The 14,826-nt window shown below is 40.7% G+C and carries 14 protein-coding genes; 5 read left to right on the top strand and 9 right to left on the bottom strand.

Annotated elements, in window-relative coordinates; genetic code table 11:
- Nucleotides 1–251 precede the first annotated feature (251 nt).
- Together slmA and coaBC are read right to left on the bottom strand one after the other, a co-directional pair.
- On the bottom strand, nucleotides 252–839 hold the full coding sequence (slmA, locus tag KK487_RS13340) for a nucleoid occlusion factor SlmA (protein ID WP_008113236.1): 588 nt from the start codon (nucleotides 837–839) through the stop codon (nucleotides 252–254).
- A gap of 223 nt (nucleotides 840–1,062) precedes the next feature.
- On the bottom strand, nucleotides 1,063–2,256 hold the full coding sequence (coaBC, locus tag KK487_RS13335; protein ID WP_138764313.1) for a bifunctional phosphopantothenoylcysteine decarboxylase/phosphopantothenate--cysteine ligase CoaBC: 1,194 nt from the start codon (nucleotides 2,254–2,256) through the stop codon (nucleotides 1,063–1,065).
- Nucleotides 2,257–2,397: 141 nt separating this feature from the next.
- Between coaBC and radC the strand changes: the two genes are divergently transcribed.
- The 3 genes from radC to rpmG all read left to right on the top strand — a co-directional run bounded on the left by radC (nucleotide 2,398) and on the right by rpmG (nucleotide 3,748).
- Nucleotides 2,398–3,072, top strand: a complete 675-nt coding sequence (gene radC, locus KK487_RS13330; protein ID WP_013465906.1) for a RadC family protein — start codon at nucleotides 2,398–2,400, stop codon at nucleotides 3,070–3,072.
- 272 nt (nucleotides 3,073–3,344) lie between these two features.
- Nucleotides 3,345–3,581, top strand: coding sequence for a 50S ribosomal protein L28 (gene rpmB / locus KK487_RS13325; RefSeq protein ID WP_008464111.1), 237 nt, complete (start codon nucleotides 3,345–3,347; stop codon nucleotides 3,579–3,581).
- 11 nt (nucleotides 3,582–3,592) lie between these two features.
- The gene (rpmG, locus tag KK487_RS13320) at nucleotides 3,593–3,748 is read left to right on the top strand and encodes a 50S ribosomal protein L33 (RefSeq protein WP_004587947.1); all 156 of its coding nucleotides are present in this window, start codon (nucleotides 3,593–3,595) and stop codon (nucleotides 3,746–3,748) included.
- Nucleotides 3,749–4,105: 357 nt separating this feature from the next.
- Here the strand turns inward: rpmG and KK487_RS13315 are convergent, their stop codons facing one another.
- The 7 genes from KK487_RS13315 to lptD all read right to left on the bottom strand — a co-directional run bounded on the left by KK487_RS13315 (nucleotide 4,106) and on the right by lptD (nucleotide 13,069).
- Nucleotides 4,106–6,121 (bottom strand): methyl-accepting chemotaxis protein, encoded by a 2,016-nt coding sequence (locus KK487_RS13315; protein WP_013465904.1) that lies wholly within the window; start codon nucleotides 6,119–6,121, stop codon nucleotides 4,106–4,108.
- Nucleotides 6,122–6,425: 304 nt separating this feature from the next.
- Entirely contained in the window at nucleotides 6,426–7,244 is an 819-nt protein-coding gene (locus tag KK487_RS13310) for a symmetrical bis(5'-nucleosyl)-tetraphosphatase (RefSeq protein WP_138764314.1), read from the bottom strand.
- 15 nt (nucleotides 7,245–7,259) lie between these two features.
- On the bottom strand, nucleotides 7,260–7,649 hold the full coding sequence (gene apaG / locus KK487_RS13305) for a Co2+/Mg2+ efflux facilitator ApaG/CorD (protein ID WP_008113223.1): 390 nt from the start codon (nucleotides 7,647–7,649) through the stop codon (nucleotides 7,260–7,262).
- Nucleotides 7,633–8,439 (bottom strand): 16S rRNA (adenine(1518)-N(6)/adenine(1519)-N(6))-dimethyltransferase RsmA, encoded by an 807-nt coding sequence (rsmA, locus tag KK487_RS13300; protein WP_010391631.1) that lies wholly within the window; start codon nucleotides 8,437–8,439, stop codon nucleotides 7,633–7,635. Before rsmA ends, apaG begins: the two co-directional genes overlap by 17 nt.
- Nucleotides 8,436–9,428, bottom strand: a complete 993-nt coding sequence (gene pdxA / locus KK487_RS13295) for a 4-hydroxythreonine-4-phosphate dehydrogenase PdxA (protein WP_008113219.1) — start codon at nucleotides 9,426–9,428, stop codon at nucleotides 8,436–8,438. Before pdxA ends, rsmA begins: the two co-directional genes overlap by 4 nt.
- 2 nt (nucleotides 9,429–9,430) lie before the next feature.
- Nucleotides 9,431–10,726, bottom strand: coding sequence for a peptidylprolyl isomerase SurA (gene surA, locus KK487_RS13290; protein WP_215521841.1), 1,296 nt, complete (start codon nucleotides 10,724–10,726; stop codon nucleotides 9,431–9,433).
- Nucleotides 10,727–10,822: 96 nt separating this feature from the next.
- Nucleotides 10,823–13,069 carry an LPS assembly protein LptD gene (gene lptD / locus KK487_RS13285; RefSeq protein WP_215521840.1) on the bottom strand — a complete coding sequence of 749 codons (2,247 nt, stop codon included), beginning with the start codon at nucleotides 13,067–13,069 and terminating at the stop codon, nucleotides 10,823–10,825.
- 94 nt (nucleotides 13,070–13,163) lie between these two features.
- Between lptD and KK487_RS13280 the strand changes: the two genes are divergently transcribed.
- On the top strand, nucleotides 13,164–14,165 hold the full coding sequence (locus tag KK487_RS13280; protein ID WP_128583147.1) for an aminoglycoside phosphotransferase family protein: 1,002 nt from the start codon (nucleotides 13,164–13,166) through the stop codon (nucleotides 14,163–14,165).
- A complete protein-coding gene (gene murU, locus KK487_RS13275) occupies nucleotides 14,162–14,818 on the top strand; it encodes an N-acetylmuramate alpha-1-phosphate uridylyltransferase MurU (RefSeq protein ID WP_128583148.1) in 657 nt (218 codons plus the stop codon). The genes KK487_RS13280 and murU overlap by 4 nt, the downstream gene beginning before the upstream one ends.
- Nucleotides 14,819–14,826 lie beyond the last annotated feature (8 nt).

Raw genomic sequence — 14,826 nt, 5'->3', positions numbered from 1 at the left:
AGATTCTCGTTTTTTAACATTATTTTATTGTAACGAGTTTTAATAACAATTCGAGTAGATACGACAAGTGGTAGCAGGGCAGAGATGAGAGGTTAAAAATGAATGGTAAAAGGTAAAAGGTAAAAGGTAAAAGGTAAAAGGTTAGATTTTCGGTCCACCGGATGCGAGGTGTTTGGCATCTTTAAAAATAAGAGTGGAAGTGGTTAATTTAATACCTTGTTAGCATCACTAACAAGGTATTACTTCGAACCTTATAACCAAATTTTTTGTAATTCTGGCCATTGTTTTTCAAATTGCTCGCTAGGTCGTGCACTAAAATTACTGCGCACAAATTGGTTCATTTTACCCTCAACGTAGGCAAGCAAAAAGTTAGCTAGCGTCAGTTCATCACTTTGAAAGTTTTTACCTTCACGTAATTTACGCTCTCTAAGAATCTGTTTGAATTGGGTTTCTAGCTTTTCAAACAAGCCTTGTACACGCTCACGAAGTCGCTCTTGTTCACCCTGTAGAGCATCGCCTGTTAATATACGGGTTATGCCTGGGTTTTTTTCAGCAAACGTTAGCAGCAGTAATAGGGTGTTGTATACACGTGCTTTACTTTCTTTCTCGTTATCTAAAATAAGATTAATACGTGATAGCAGCGTGTCTTCAATAAATTCAATTAACCCTTCAAACATGCGTGCTTTACTAGGAAAGTGGCGATAAAGAGCGGCTTCAGATACGCCAACTTCTGCGGCAAGTTTGGCTGTTGTAATACGCTGGCCTGGGCTGGTTTCTAACATTTGTGCGAGTGCTTGCAGTATTTGCTCTTTGCGATTACTTTTTTTTGTCGCAGGCATGAACATTCCTTTTTAATAGTTATTTTTTTCAACATAAATGTGCGATAACATAGCTTTGTGCCAAGTGTTACAGCGCGCAATACTCAATGGGGTGTTTTTGCACGTATTACAGCGATACATTAGTAATGCGCAAGCGTTAAGCTATTTTAGCGCAGTAAAATTACACTAAAAGGTCACAAGGCGTCATCATGTTAATGTTTTATTCAGTTTGTTTCCAGCCTTTTTATAATCGTTTGGCGAGCTGCTCGATCACTTTAACCGCTATTTCTATTTTACTGGTTTCAGGTAAGTCGAGTTGTTCATTTTGCCAATACAGGGTGAGTGCGTTGCGCTCAGAATTAAAGCCTACATCACTGTGCGATACATCGTTGGCACAAATCATATCGAGGTTTTTATTGGTTAGTTTCCCCTTTGCGTAATTAGCAACGTTCTGCGTTTCTGCGGCGAAGCCGACGGTGTAAGGGCGTTTTTGTGTGAGGTTTGCAACCGCGGCTATTACATCTGGGTTTTTAACTAAGCTAAGAGTGAGTTCATCGCCTTGTTTTTTCATTTTTTGCGTAGCGATACTTGCTGCACGATAATCGGCCACAGCGGCACAACCAATAAAGGCATCTGAGTGAGGCGCATATTTGAGTGACTCATGCAGTAACTGTTCAGCACTTTCTATATTAATTAAATTAACGCCTTGCGGTGCTGTAATAGTTACTGGGCCTGAAATTAAGTTCACGTGTGCGCCAAATAATAACGCAGCTTGCGCCAGTGCATAGCCCATTTTTCCAGAGCTGTGATTTGATATAAAACGAACAGGATCGAGAGGTTCACGGGTTGGGCCTGCGGTAATAGTAATGGTTTTACCTGCTAAGAGTTGTGGTTGCGCAGGTTCAGTGCATAAGCTCACTAATTCATGCGGTTCAAGCATTCGCCCAGCACCTACATCGCCACAGGCTTGCTCGCCTTTGCCTGGCCCCCATATAGCAACGTTACGTGCTTTTAAAGTGGCTAAATTAGCTTGCGTTGCAGGGTGAGCATACATTTGCTGATTCATAGCTGGTGCTATGGCAACTTTTGCGGGGGTTGCAAGTAATAAAGTCGTGAGCAAGTCGTCAGCAATCCCTGCGGCCATTTTAGCAATAATATTGCTAGTGGCAGGGGCAACTAAAATTAAATCAGCCCATTTTGCAAATTCAATGTGCCCCATAGCGGCTTCGGCTGATGGGTCTAGTAATGAGTCAGACACCATTTCACCACTCACAGCTTGCATGGTTAGCGGGGTGATAAAATGTTTTGCTGATTCGGTCATTACTACTTTAACGTCACAACCATGGTCTTTTAAGCGTCTTACGAGTTCAGCACATTTATACGCTGCAATTCCACCGCTAATACCCAGCACTATTTTTTTATTTGTTAAATTAATCATGGTTGTTCATCAATTTTATAAAATATGGTGGCTAAAATAACAAATCTTGAGCGTGACAGCTAAGATAAAATGCGTTTTATCGCGCTAATTTTTGATTTTGCATTACAGTTATACAGTACAGTAATCTTTCAAGGATGAATCATGCAATTAACGTCACTGCCTAATTCGCTCCGCCCGCGAGAAAAACTGCTAGAAAAGGGCGCAAAGGCACTCTCTGATGCTGAACTATTAGCCATATTTTTGCGCACGGGCCTACCCGGCATGAATGCCATAGAGTTGGCGCAGCATCTGATCAACGAAAATAAAACCCTGCATAATTTGTTTAATGCCAGTATGGATGAATTTTGTGCGCAAAAAGGCTTGGGAATGGCTAAATATGTTCAGCTACAAGCAGTACTTGAACTAAGCCAGCGATACATGCAAGAGGGCTTTGTGCGCGACGCCGTTTTTAACTCCCCACAAGCCGTTTATGACTATTTAACGCTGCAAATGCGTGGATTGCAGCAAGAGGTATTTATGGTGTTGTACCTTGATAGTCAAAATCGTTTATTAAAAGATGAAATATTATTTTACGGCACAATTAATGCGGCCAGTGTATATCCGCGTGAAGTGGTAAAGGCGGCACTGAAAAATAATGCGGCGGCGGTTATTTTTTCACATAATCACCCCAGTGGTATTGCAGAACCGAGTCAGGCCGATAAGCTCATTACCAATAAGTTGTGCCAAGCACTGCAATTAGTCGACATAAATGTGTTGGATCATATTATTATTGGTGGTGAAAGCAGTGTTTCGTTTGCCGAACGGGGACTGATTTGAGTTTATCGCTTCAGATATGTGCTAAAAATGAGCGGTTTAGTGCGTTTTGGCAAATTAGTTTAATTTAAATGCAGTTTTTACTTTCCCTAAGGGCATTCGATCTTTATAATTAGCCGCTATCAAATTTACACATGAGCTGGTTGGATAAGATCAGTATTTGATCTTTGCCTGTAAAAGCTGTATAAAGAGCGCCCTTCGATTTATCTCTAGGGCACAAATACATGGCCTTAGGGAAAATTAAGCTCGAGCGAAGTTATTGGAGATATATAGACATGTCTAAAGTATGTCAAGTTACAGGTAAGCGTCCAGCGGTTGGTAACCACCGTTCACACGCGAGAAACGCGACTAAACGTCGTTTCCTACCTAACCTACAAACACACCGTTTTTGGGTTGAAAGTGAAAAACGTTTTGTAACATTACGCACTACTACTAAAGGTATGCGTATTATCGATAAAAAAGGCATTGACACGGTTCTTACTGAAATCCGTGCTCGTGGCGAAAAAGTTTAAGGAACTGAATTATGCGCGATAAGATCCGTTTAGTTTCAACTGCTGGTACTGGTTTTTTCTACACTACCGACAAGAACAAGCGTAACATGCCTGAAAAAATGGAAATCAAAAAATTCGATCCTAAGGCTCGTAAACATGTGATTTTCAAAGAAGCTAAAATCAAGTAATTTAGTTTTCTTTCAGAAATGTAAAAACCCAGCTTATGCTGGGTTTTTTGTTTTTAAAATCTGCTCTATCATCCACCGAAACCATATCACCGTAATGATACCCATTGAATTAAATCGCTAATTGGCTTTTGTTAAGCACCACGAATTATTCCGTAGATAATTGCATCAGTTGTTTATAACTAAAAAAACATAAAGAGTATGAGCATTAAATGACTTTACGGGCTAAGTCGTTTGGTGTTGTTGATTTAGAGTGCGGATGAGCTGTTTAAGTATGCCTGAAGAGGAATAAGGGGGCTTTACGCTGACTTACTAGGGTATGAGCTGTAAGTAGCTCTAAGGCTACTTACAGCGCGATATTTATACTTTAAAGTTCTCTACTGATATTCTTAGTTCTTCGGCTAATTTAGCCACTTCTGAACTTGAAATATTCGTTTGTACAGCGCCTTCTGCTGTTTGCTCGGCAATAGCAACAATAGACTCTAAGCGCTCACTGATCTCTTGTGATACTTGTTGTTGCTCTTGTGCTGCTGTTGATATCTCTTCACTGACATTATGCGCTTGTGATACTGCAAGGGTAATTGAGTCCAGTGCACTGTTGGCTAAGTCACTTTGCTCAACACACGAAACCGCGCGTTCTTTACCTTTTTCCATAGCTTTAACCGCTTCTTCAGCGCCCGACTGTAGTGATTCAATCATAGATTGAATTTCTTGGGTCGACTCTTGTGTTTTACTCGCAAGCGATCTTACTTCATCAGCTACCACAGCAAAGCCTCTGCCGTACTCTCCGGCACGAGCGGCTTCAATCGCTGCATTAAGTGCGAGTAAGTTAGTTTGCTCGGCAATACCGCGAATAACATCTAAAATACTACCAATTGATGCGCTATCTTTGTGTAGTTTATTGATAACACTTGATGCTTCGTCTACTTCGTAGGCGAGTTGCTCAATGGTTGCTTTATTTTGATTTGAAATACCTTTAACGCGCTCCGCTTCTTTATCGGCATTTTTAATTTCGCTCAGTGCTTGTTGCGCACTATTACTCACTGTTTGTGATGTGCTGCTCATTTCAGTGGTTGCGGTTGCTGCTTGCTCTACTTGCGCTTGCTGATTACTGATTGCTTTGCTTGATTCACCGGTAATTGTTGAGGTTTGCTCAGAAGCGGCTGCAAGTTGTGTTGAACGTGAAATAATACCGGTGATTAAGCTACGTAAGCTATCAATTAAGGTATTACAACTTTTCGATAACTCACCAAATTCATCTTTTGCGCTGTCATCTAAGCGTTGAGTCATATCACCACTGGCAACAATATCTAGAATACGATTTACTTCCGCTAATGGCTTAGTAATACGGTTAACCGTAATGATGGCTACAAGCACAGCGATAATAGTCGCAATGATCATACCTATCCATGTCCATAAATTAGCTGAGTTTACGTCACTACGTACGCCTTCTTGTAATGTAAATGCAACGCCACTGGCTTGTAATACTAATTCGTCAATTTGGCTAAGCGCTGTTTTAGTCGCTTTTTCAGACTCTGCTAATTCACGCTCGGTTGTGCTTATTGCGTCAATAAGGCGTTTTTTATTAGCTGAAAGGCTATCGTTACCTAAAATATTGCTCTCTAGGGTATCTACATAACCCTTTAAGTCATTAAACAAGCTGCTGTGACTTTGCTCTATCGCCGGCTTTATTAATGAAACGGTACGAACGACTTCTTCAAAGTAATACACTTGCTCATTTTTGATAATATCGAGCGTGTTAAGCGTTTTAACGGTTAGCATGTCGGTGCTGCTGGTAACCACGGACATAAAGTTATTTTCTAGATTATTAGCTGCTTGATAAGCGCGTGGATGATTATCCTCTAAACCATCAATATCAATAATATCAAGCACCATAGAGTTTGCATCTTCTGCCGCAAGCTCAACGGTTTCTAATTGAGCTTTGAGCTTTTTGTTAAGCACTAGCTGGGTGTTTTTATCTTTAAGCAGGCTGTTTATGATATTTGAAAAGCTCTGGTAGGTTTTTTCAACTTCAAGGCTGCTTTTGTTTAACTGTGGATCGTCTTTAACAACTTGTTGTAGTTCGCGGTGCAATTTATTAAATATTTGTTTTTGCTCTTCTATTTGCGCTTTTAACGTGGCGAGTTCTTGAGCCGATGTTATATGGAAACTAGCTTGAGCGGCTTTACTCATCAAAATAAATTCTGCTTGTAACTGAGCGCTCTTGTTTAATGCAGGAAGCGATAGCTGATTAACTTTTTGAGTTGAACGATCTATATTTGCTATTTTTATTAAAGAGTTACCGCCAATAATTAAAAGTAATAAAGTGATAAATATAAAACCACCCCAAATACGTTGACTCACTGTTAGATTCATATGGTTTTCCATTCAAAAATACGTCTATTAAAACTTATCGGCGCTTTCAACAATAAGTTAAGTAATTAAAAATAATTAATTTTTACTGTTAATAGTTAGTTGCTAAATTTACCGCAAAACTTAATTACAAACTAAGTCTTTTATTAAAGATAAAAAATAATGTAGGCAATAACACTCGTTTACTGTCTATGTTTAACTCAATTATAAGAGCATTGCTATTTTTTACACATTATTGTGAATGTTTTGTAATTATACAATTTAACATCCACTCTTAAACTTAACAGATGTATTAACTTTTTTCAGTTTATTTAGACAAAAGTTGTGATTTTTCTGAAAATTTTTGCTTACTTTGCAGTTCTATTAGTGTCATTGAGCCACCCCATACGCAACCCGTGTCTAGAGCATAGAGGTGGTTGTAGGGCGTTTTGCCTTCAAGTGCTGCCCAGTGTCCAAAAATTAGGTCATGTTGAGCGTTCATAATGGCAGGATGAGAAAACCAAGGAATTAGTGATGATGAATTTGTTGTTGCTTCTTTTGCATTAAAATCGAGCAAATTATCAGGCGTAATAAAGCGCATGCGAGTGAAATAATTAACGATGTAACGAAATTTAGCAGCATCATCAAGTTGCTCCGTCCATTTTAGCGGGTGAGGCTGATACATGTTTTTAAAATAGAACTCGGCATTGTTTTGACTGTAACATTGCTGCGAAAATTGAGCGTGCTTAATGGCTTGCTCGCACGACCAATCAGGGTTAAGGCCTGCATGAGAGATAAAACAATTATATTGTTCTAAATAAAGCGCTAAAGGCTGAGTTTGTAAAAACGCGATGTAGTGGGGCAGTTTACTACTGTTAAGCAGTGCAGTGAGTTTGTCTTTGGGGTTAGGTGTAACGTTATTTAAATAACAGGCAATCATGTGTAAGTCATGATTGCCTAATGTGACGCTAACGCTGTCTTGATGTTGATAAATATAATCAAGGCACGCTTTAGAGTCTGGGCCGCGAGCGACAATATCACCCACTAAATATAAGTGATCTTTGCTAGGGTTAAAGTCGACTTGCTTTAACAATAAACTAAATTCGTCAAAGCAGCCTTGTAAATCACCTATCGCGTAGTCGGCCATTGTTACCTGTTTTTGTCAGTGTAAGATATTAGGACAGGCTAAGCGGAATACGTTTATGGGTGCTTTAAATTCAGCACCAAACTCGTTACGTAAAGTGTAATGTCCCTGCATGGTGCCTACTGGTGTATCTATTATTGCACCACTGGTATATTTGTAGCTTTCACCTGGGGCTATATCTGGGGTTTCACCGACCACACCTTCGCCTTGCACTTCTACTTCTTTGCCATTGGCATCAGTAATTAGCCAATAACGGCTAAGTAACTTTGCACTGCATAAACTGTGGTTTTTTATAGTAACGGAGTAGGCGAACACAAACTTATCAAGTTCAGGTTGCGATTGCTCTTCTACATAAAATGTTTCTACAGATACCTTTACAGGTGATCCTATATTACTGCTTGTTGTCATAAATCCAGTTAGCTATATCAATAAATTGTTGTAACGACAGGCTCTCAGCACGCAAGGTGATATCAATGCCAATGCTGGTTAACTCTTCAGCGGTTAAAAGGTTGCCTAGGCTGTTGCGTAGTGTTTTACGACGTTGATTAAACGCTTCTAAACAGACTGTATTTAATATTTTAACGCTCTTAGCTGTGCGCTGCTCTGCCTTTTTGGGGATTAAGCGAATAACCGCAGAATCTACTTTAGGTGCAGGTTTAAAGCACTCTGGTGGTACTTCTACTACAGGCATCGCATTACAGTAGTATTGAGTCATTACACTCAAGCGGCCAAAGGTTTTGCTGCCTGGGCCTGCAACCATGCGTTTTACCACTTCTTTTTGCAGCATAAAGTGCATGTGCTCAATATGATCGGCAAATTCAAAAAGATGAAACAACAAAGGAGTAGAAATGTTGTACGGTAGGTTACCAAATACTTTTAGCTTTTTGTCGTCTTTAACTAGGCTAGCAAAATCAAACTTCATTGCATCGCCTTGGTTTACGGTTAATTTAGGCCCTAAAAAAGGGTGTTCAATTAAACGTTGGGCTAAATCTTTATCTAGCTCAACAACCGTTAAATGGCCACTTAAATCGGCTACAGGCTCAGTAATAGCGCCAAGGCCAGGGCCAATTTCGACTAAATTATCTTGCGGCTTGGGATCAATAGCGGTGACGATTTTATCGATGATTGACTCATCGAATAAAAAGTTTTGGCCAAAACGTTTACGGGCGCGGTGTCCTAAATGTACTTTATCGGTCATTGATTCTGTGCTTTTTCATGGGCGAGCTTAATTGCTTCGCGGATCGCTAATTCAAAACTGCCAACATCAGCATCGCCTGTACCGGCTAAATCAAGCGCAGTACCGTGGTCGACTGAAGTGCGGATAAATGGAAGGCCAAGAGTTATATTCACTGACTTACCAAATCCTTTGTATTTTAGCACAGGTAATCCCTGATCGTGATACATAGCCAGTACTGCATCGGCTTCATTTAGGTATTTATCTTGAAATAATGTATCTGCTGGTAAAGGACCGATTAAGTTCATCCCTTCAGCTCTTAGTATGTCAAGTGTAGGCGTTATCGTGTCGATTTCTTCGCGGCCTAAATGGCCATCTTCACCAGCGTGCGGGTTTAAGCCACAGACTAAAATACGCGGTTGCTCAATACCAAATTTCGTTTTCAAGTCATGATTAAGAATATTAGCCACTTTAACTAGTCGCTCTTGCGTAATGGCACGAGAAACATAAGCAAGCGGAATATGTGTTGTTACTAGGGCAACACGCAGACCTTCGGTGGCTAATAACATAACCACATCAGCAGTACCTGATTGCTGAGCAAAGTACTCAGTATGGCCACTAAAAGAAATGCCGGCTTGGTTAATAATACCCTTGTGAACAGGCCCCGTAACAACGGCATCAAATGTGCCATCCATATTCTTCTCGCTGGCAATACGTAATGTATCTAAAACGTATTGCCCATTAGCGTCATTAAGCACGCCAAGCTCAACGGGCTCTGCTAAATCAATCTGCTTAATATATAAGCTGCCTGCTGCTGTTGGCATTGCTTTGGCTTGTTCATCAAATTCAATTAATTTAATGTTTAAACCTAAATGCTTAGCGCGCTGTTTTAGTAGCGATGCATCTGCAATCGCTACTAGTTGCGCATCCCAGCTATGCTGTGCCAGTTTTAATAGCAAGTCTGGGCCAATGCCTGCAGGCTCTCCGGGGGTTACCGCAATTCTTAAAGTCATAATTATTCGTCTATTGGGAAAATTTCAACATGGGCTTGTTCGCGCATTTCTTGCTGCCAGTTAAAGCTTTCCTCTTTAAATTTACGATTAAACAACATGCCATGTGCACGATTACGTTTTGCTTGCTCGGTCTTATCTGCAACACGTTTATCTAGTAACTGCACAATGTGCCAGCCAAACTGACTTCTAAATGGTTCGCTGATTTCGTTTTTATCAAGTGATAGTAACGTATCTCTAAACGCAGGCACGTAGGTGGTTGGATCAGTCCAATCGTATTGACCACCTTTAAGTGCTGAACCGGGGTCTTGTGAGTACTCTTTAGCAAGTTCTGCAAAGTCAGCATTGCCGGCGCGTAAATCTTTAACAAAGCCTGCTAGCATTGTGCGTGCTTTTTCTTCACTTAAAATGATTGAAGGCTTTATAAGAATATGACGAGATTTGACTTCGGTGGTTTCAACTACTTGGCGGCCACGTACGTCTTGTACTTTAATGATGTGGAAACCCGCACCGGAACGAAGTGGACCAATAATCGCATCTTTCTTTTTACCTTTTACAGCTTCTGCAAATAACGATGGCATTTCGTTAATACCCATCCAGCCTAATTGGCCGCCCTCAAGGGCCTTTGAGCCACTTGATGATGAAATGGCAATACGCTTAAATTCTTGGCCATCTTGCAGCAGTTCAATAACTTTGTCTGCGCGTGTTTTTGCTGAGCTTACGTCGTCTGCACTTGCACCACTTGGAATATCGATAAGGATATGACCAATATCATATTCTTCGGCATTTTGGCCTTGGCTATCCATAATTTTTAGTAAGTTATCAATTTCTTGGTCGCTTACATATATACGGCGGTCTACGTTTGCACGCGTAACTTGTTGCGTGGTTATCTCTTTACGAATTTCTTCGCGGTAAGCTTGAAAGCTCTCACCCGACGCTTCAATAGTACGACGCAAATCAGCAATTGTACCGCCTTGCTCTTTGGCCATGTTGGCAAGGGTTTGGTCAAGCTGGCTATCTGAAATTTCTAAGCCCATGCGCTCAGCCATCTGCATCATCAAGGTTTGATTTACTAAACGCTCAATCGCCTGAACACGCAGTGTTTCGTCTTTTGGCAGCTGTTGGTTTTGTTCTTCTGCTTGTTTTTTTACGCGATCAACAATGGTGTCTACTTCACTTTTTAAAATAACGCCTTGGTTTACAATACCAATTACTTTATCTATTTCGACAGGGGCGGCAAATGCACTTTGGCATAAGCTGAACGTTAAAACTGCTGATTTTAATAATTTTTTTAAATTCATATTCTTTTTACTACTCTTACTAATAGTACTGTTGTAATGCTAAATACGGCTAAATTGATATAGTTATTTGTAAATTTTTACTATAAATAAAGCAGTTTAGTCATTAAGAAAATACGGCCTACGATAACCAAAAATACCTTGTTGTAATAATTTTTGAGCATCGTAACGGCTTTTACTACCAAGCCCTTTTAATACAAAATTCAAACGAATACTCGAATCAAAAGTGGCTTGGGGTTGCCCAATTGACTGATTTAAATCAGTTTCAATTTGGCGATGGCCAGTAATTTGGAACGCCCAACAGCACGATTCATACTGTAATCCACTAAATACTTCAATACTGCGGTTATTATCAAGATCGCGATGGTAACTTGCAATAAATTGCCACTCGTCACTGATAGGGATGCTTGTAAATAAGCCCGCTTGCTCGATTGTATTTCCTGAGACATCATTTGCATAGCGATGGTTCAATTGAACCAGCTGATTATCGTCACCTTTGTAGTCTAAGGTTAAATTTGACTGGATAATTTGCTTGCCATCCGTGTCGTACTGAATACCACCCGATAAATACCAGCGGCGGTGCCAATGTAACATGGTTTGCGCTGCAAACAAGGCATTGTAGTTACTATCGCTATTAAGCCCTTGCTCTGTAGGCTTGGCTGAATCACTTAAATAAAATATTTGGCCTGCGCTGAAGTTAAATACTTCTTCATTTTTCTTATCAAATAAACGCGTTGTAGCCCCGAGCGTAAATTGATTAGCTGCGGCAATTCGGTCAACACTTGAAAAACGCGCATCCCTGAATAAACCAAAAAAGTCATCTTGTAACTTGGTGGTATCGTATAAGCCAATGTCAGACTGATCTTTATTAGGCGTATATAAATACTGAATTTGTGGCTCTAGAGTTTGAATACCATCGTCAATAAAAATTGAGGTGTCGCGCTCAAAGTTAAGCTGAGAATATAAGCGCACTTTAGGCAAAGTACGCGAAACATTATCGCTATACTGTGTACCCTGTAAATCACCGTCTTGTTTATAGTTAGTTTGAAGCAAGCTTACTTCAGATAAAAATGACCAGGCATATTCTTTGTAATCAAAGCGTGCTTTAGGTTCTATGTGCACGCGAGTGGCTTGGTCAATTACCGCTGAGCTGTTAGTAAAATGGCTCAGCTCGCCTGAAACACTAAAGTCGAAATAATCAACTTTCCACGGGGTGGTTTGGGTAAAGCTAATCTGTGGTAAGGCTGTATATGACTCTAAGTGGTCACCGAGTACTTCAAAGTTTTGCACTTTTATATCAGTACGCCACATTTCGCCCATATGGGTTAGCGAGCCGGTACGATAAAGCTGCGTATCGGTTTTACTGGCATAAGCGGAGTTTAAATCAGTTAGGTAGTTGTCATCACTAACATTGGTAATATCAATACTGGCTCGCCAGTCTTCACCAATATAACTTTTTTGTTGCCAATGAAACAAAAAGCGCTCGTTAAGTTCAGGCTCTGAGTCATCTTTATTTAAATATTCTACAGCCACTAAACCTTGGTGCTCTGGGGTTAAATATCTAAATTCAGTTTGTAACTGTAGCCCTTTACGTGACATATAACGCGGGGTAATAGTGGCATCATAATTAGGGGCAATGTTCCAATAATAAGGCGTAATCGTTTCTAACCCATAGCGATCTGAACTTGAAAAGCTGGGCGTTAATAAGCCTGACTTACGGCGCTCATCGAGTGGGAAAGTAAAATAAGGTAAATAGAGTACCGGCGTATCTAAAATACGTAGCACGGCATTGTAGGTTTCACCCCAGCCTTCTTCACGTGATAAGTTTATTTCATCGGCTTCAATAGCCCACACAGGCGTATTACCTGGGCACGCAGTAAAGCTTGCATTCATCAGCATTAAGCCAGACTTATCGATGGTGAGCTTTTCCGCGCTGCCTTTACCTTGTTGTTGTGTTAGGCTGTATTGTGCGCCTAATAAACTAAATGCTGAGTTATTTAAATCGGCATTTAAGCCCGAACTTTGTACGTGGCTTACATAATCGCGATAGGTAATTGGGCCAGTGGCATTAAGCAGGCCACGTTGTTTATCAATCAGTGCTGATTGTGCGGACAAACTCATATTAACGGTGTTAATATCAACATTGCCAGTAAATTCAGCGCTTTGTGTGCCTAAAAGCTCAACGTCATCAGCGCTGATATCAACCGTTCCAAGCTCAAGGCCAGCAAGCGGTTGCCAAGCTCTGGTTTGCATTGAAGTGCCACAAAAATTGTGTGTCAGTTCAGTTTCGGCAAGCGATGGTGCGCTCAGTACGCTTAGCATCAAAATGCCCCAGGTTTTGCTCATTTATCGACCTTTATGCTCTGTGATTAGTTACAAGCTATACATAATAAAGGAAAACAATGGCAAAGTAATTAGTGAAAAATAGATAGCTTATAAAATGACACGCTTTGAGAGTTTACAACAGTTTATTAATACTCACTTTAGTGAGCGATCCTATGCGCTTAATGCAATAACCGCAGATGCCAGTTTTCGCCGTTATTATAGGTTAAACGCTGAAAATAAAAACTTTATTGTGATGGACTCCGATCCAAAAAAAGTTAACAACGTCCCTTATATTGCATTAAACAAGGTGTTTTCTGAGCAGGGGTTTTTATTACCATCCATTATTCATAGTGACGAGCAGCAAGGTTTTTTTATTCTAAGTGATTTAGGTAGCACCCATTTAGCTGACTTGCTTGATGATGCCAATCGCAGCGAGTATTACCAGCAACTGATCAGTTTAAGTGCCAAGTGGGCAAAAACTCCAGCCGCGCCGTCAATGAATCCGTATGACCGTGACTTTATTGCACTTGAACTGGATATTTTTAAAAATTGGCTGGTTAATGATTTTATTAGCGCAGAGCTCAGCGCTGAGCAGCAACAGACTTGGCAAACAAGCACAGCGCTGCTAATAAATACACTGCTTGAGCAACCCACAGTCACAATGCACCGGGATTATCACAGTCGTAATATTATGCGCTGCGAGCAGCAATGGGCGATTATTGATTATCAAGACGCGGTACAAGGCCCATTATGTTACGACTTAGTCTCACTTTTAAGAGACTGCTACTTTAAATTGCCTAAAGACGAGCTGAATCATTTACTTGAGTTTGGTTACGACGAATTTAAACGCCAAGGTTTAATAACTAACGAGTCATTTGCAGAATTTAAATATTGGTTTGATTTAACGGGTTTACAACGCCATTTAAAAGCGGCGGGTATTTTTTGTCGTTTATATTTGCGTGATGGTAAACAAGGTTACTTAGCAAACATACTCCCTACACTTGAATACGTAATAGAGGTGGCGGCACAATACCCTGAGCTTAGCGACTTATCGGCTTTGATAAAAACTAGCGTGGTGCAAAAGGTGCAACAGCGGTTAAAAGAGGAACAACCATGAAGGCGATGATATTAGCCGCTGGGCGCGGTAAACGTATGATGCCGCTCACCGCAGAGTTACCTAAGCCTATGTTATGTGTAGCGGGAAAACCACTGATTGAGCATCATATTATGCGCCTAAAGGCTGCAGGTATTACTCAAATAATAATTAACCTTGCGTGGCAAGGAGATAAAATAAAAACCTATTTTGCTGATGGGCGCGCGTGGGGCGTGACTATAACCTATAGCCAAGAAGTGACGGGCGGGCTTGAAACCGCAGGCGGTATTATTCAAGTACTTCCCTTATTAGGGGAGTCATTTATTGTGATCAATGGCGATGTTTACAGCGACTATGATGTCAGTGCATTAATGCAGCTACATTTACAGCCTAAAGAGGCGCACATTGTATTGGTTGAAAACCCTGCGCATAATCCTGATGGCGATTTTACACTGAGCCACTTACCGACAAGTAGCCAGCGGTATACCTTTTCAGGGATAGGGCGCTATCAAGCTGACTTTTTTGAGGGGCTAGCCCCAGGCATTCGGCCATTAGGCCCTTTGCTACGTGAAAAATTAAATGAACATTTAGTCTCCACTGAACTCTATATTGGCCAATGGGACGATATAGGCACACCAGAGCGTTTATCGGCTCTTAACCAACAACTAGCGCCATAAGCTAAATA

It is taken from the genome of Pseudoalteromonas sp. SiA1, from assembly GCF_018732205.1.
In the GTDB taxonomy this organism is placed as follows: domain Bacteria; phylum Pseudomonadota; class Gammaproteobacteria; order Enterobacterales; family Alteromonadaceae; genus Pseudoalteromonas; species Pseudoalteromonas tetraodonis.
Note: the sequence above shows the minus strand (reverse complement) of the source record. Positions and strands in the feature narration are given on the sequence as shown.

Excerpts from the sequence above, each read along its gene's own strand:
- slmA (WP_008113236.1), bottom strand. The coding sequence starts at position 839 with ATGCCTGCGACAAAAAAAAGTAATCGCAAAGAGCAAATACTGCAAGCA.
- coaBC (WP_138764313.1), bottom strand. The coding sequence starts at position 2,256 with ATGATTAATTTAACAAATAAAAAAATAGTGCTGGGTATTAGCGGTGGA.
- radC (WP_013465906.1), top strand. The coding sequence starts at position 2,398 with ATGCAATTAACGTCACTGCCTAATTCGCTCCGCCCGCGAGAAAAACTG.
- rpmB (WP_008464111.1), top strand. The coding sequence starts at position 3,345 with ATGTCTAAAGTATGTCAAGTTACAGGTAAGCGTCCAGCGGTTGGTAAC.
- rpmG (WP_004587947.1), top strand. The coding sequence starts at position 3,593 with ATGCGCGATAAGATCCGTTTAGTTTCAACTGCTGGTACTGGTTTTTTC.
- KK487_RS13315 (WP_013465904.1), bottom strand. The coding sequence starts at position 6,121 with ATGAATCTAACAGTGAGTCAACGTATTTGGGGTGGTTTTATATTTATC.
- KK487_RS13310 (WP_138764314.1), bottom strand. The coding sequence starts at position 7,244 with ATGGCCGACTACGCGATAGGTGATTTACAAGGCTGCTTTGACGAATTT.
- apaG (WP_008113223.1), bottom strand. The coding sequence starts at position 7,649 with ATGACAACAAGCAGTAATATAGGATCACCTGTAAAGGTATCTGTAGAA.
- rsmA (WP_010391631.1), bottom strand. The coding sequence starts at position 8,439 with ATGACCGATAAAGTACATTTAGGACACCGCGCCCGTAAACGTTTTGGC.
- pdxA (WP_008113219.1), bottom strand. The coding sequence starts at position 9,428 with ATGACTTTAAGAATTGCGGTAACCCCCGGAGAGCCTGCAGGCATTGGC.
- surA (WP_215521841.1), bottom strand. The coding sequence starts at position 10,726 with ATGAATTTAAAAAAATTATTAAAATCAGCAGTTTTAACGTTCAGCTTA.
- lptD (WP_215521840.1), bottom strand. The coding sequence starts at position 13,069 with ATGAGCAAAACCTGGGGCATTTTGATGCTAAGCGTACTGAGCGCACCA.
- KK487_RS13280 (WP_128583147.1), top strand. The coding sequence starts at position 13,164 with ATGACACGCTTTGAGAGTTTACAACAGTTTATTAATACTCACTTTAGT.
- murU (WP_128583148.1), top strand. The coding sequence starts at position 14,162 with ATGAAGGCGATGATATTAGCCGCTGGGCGCGGTAAACGTATGATGCCG.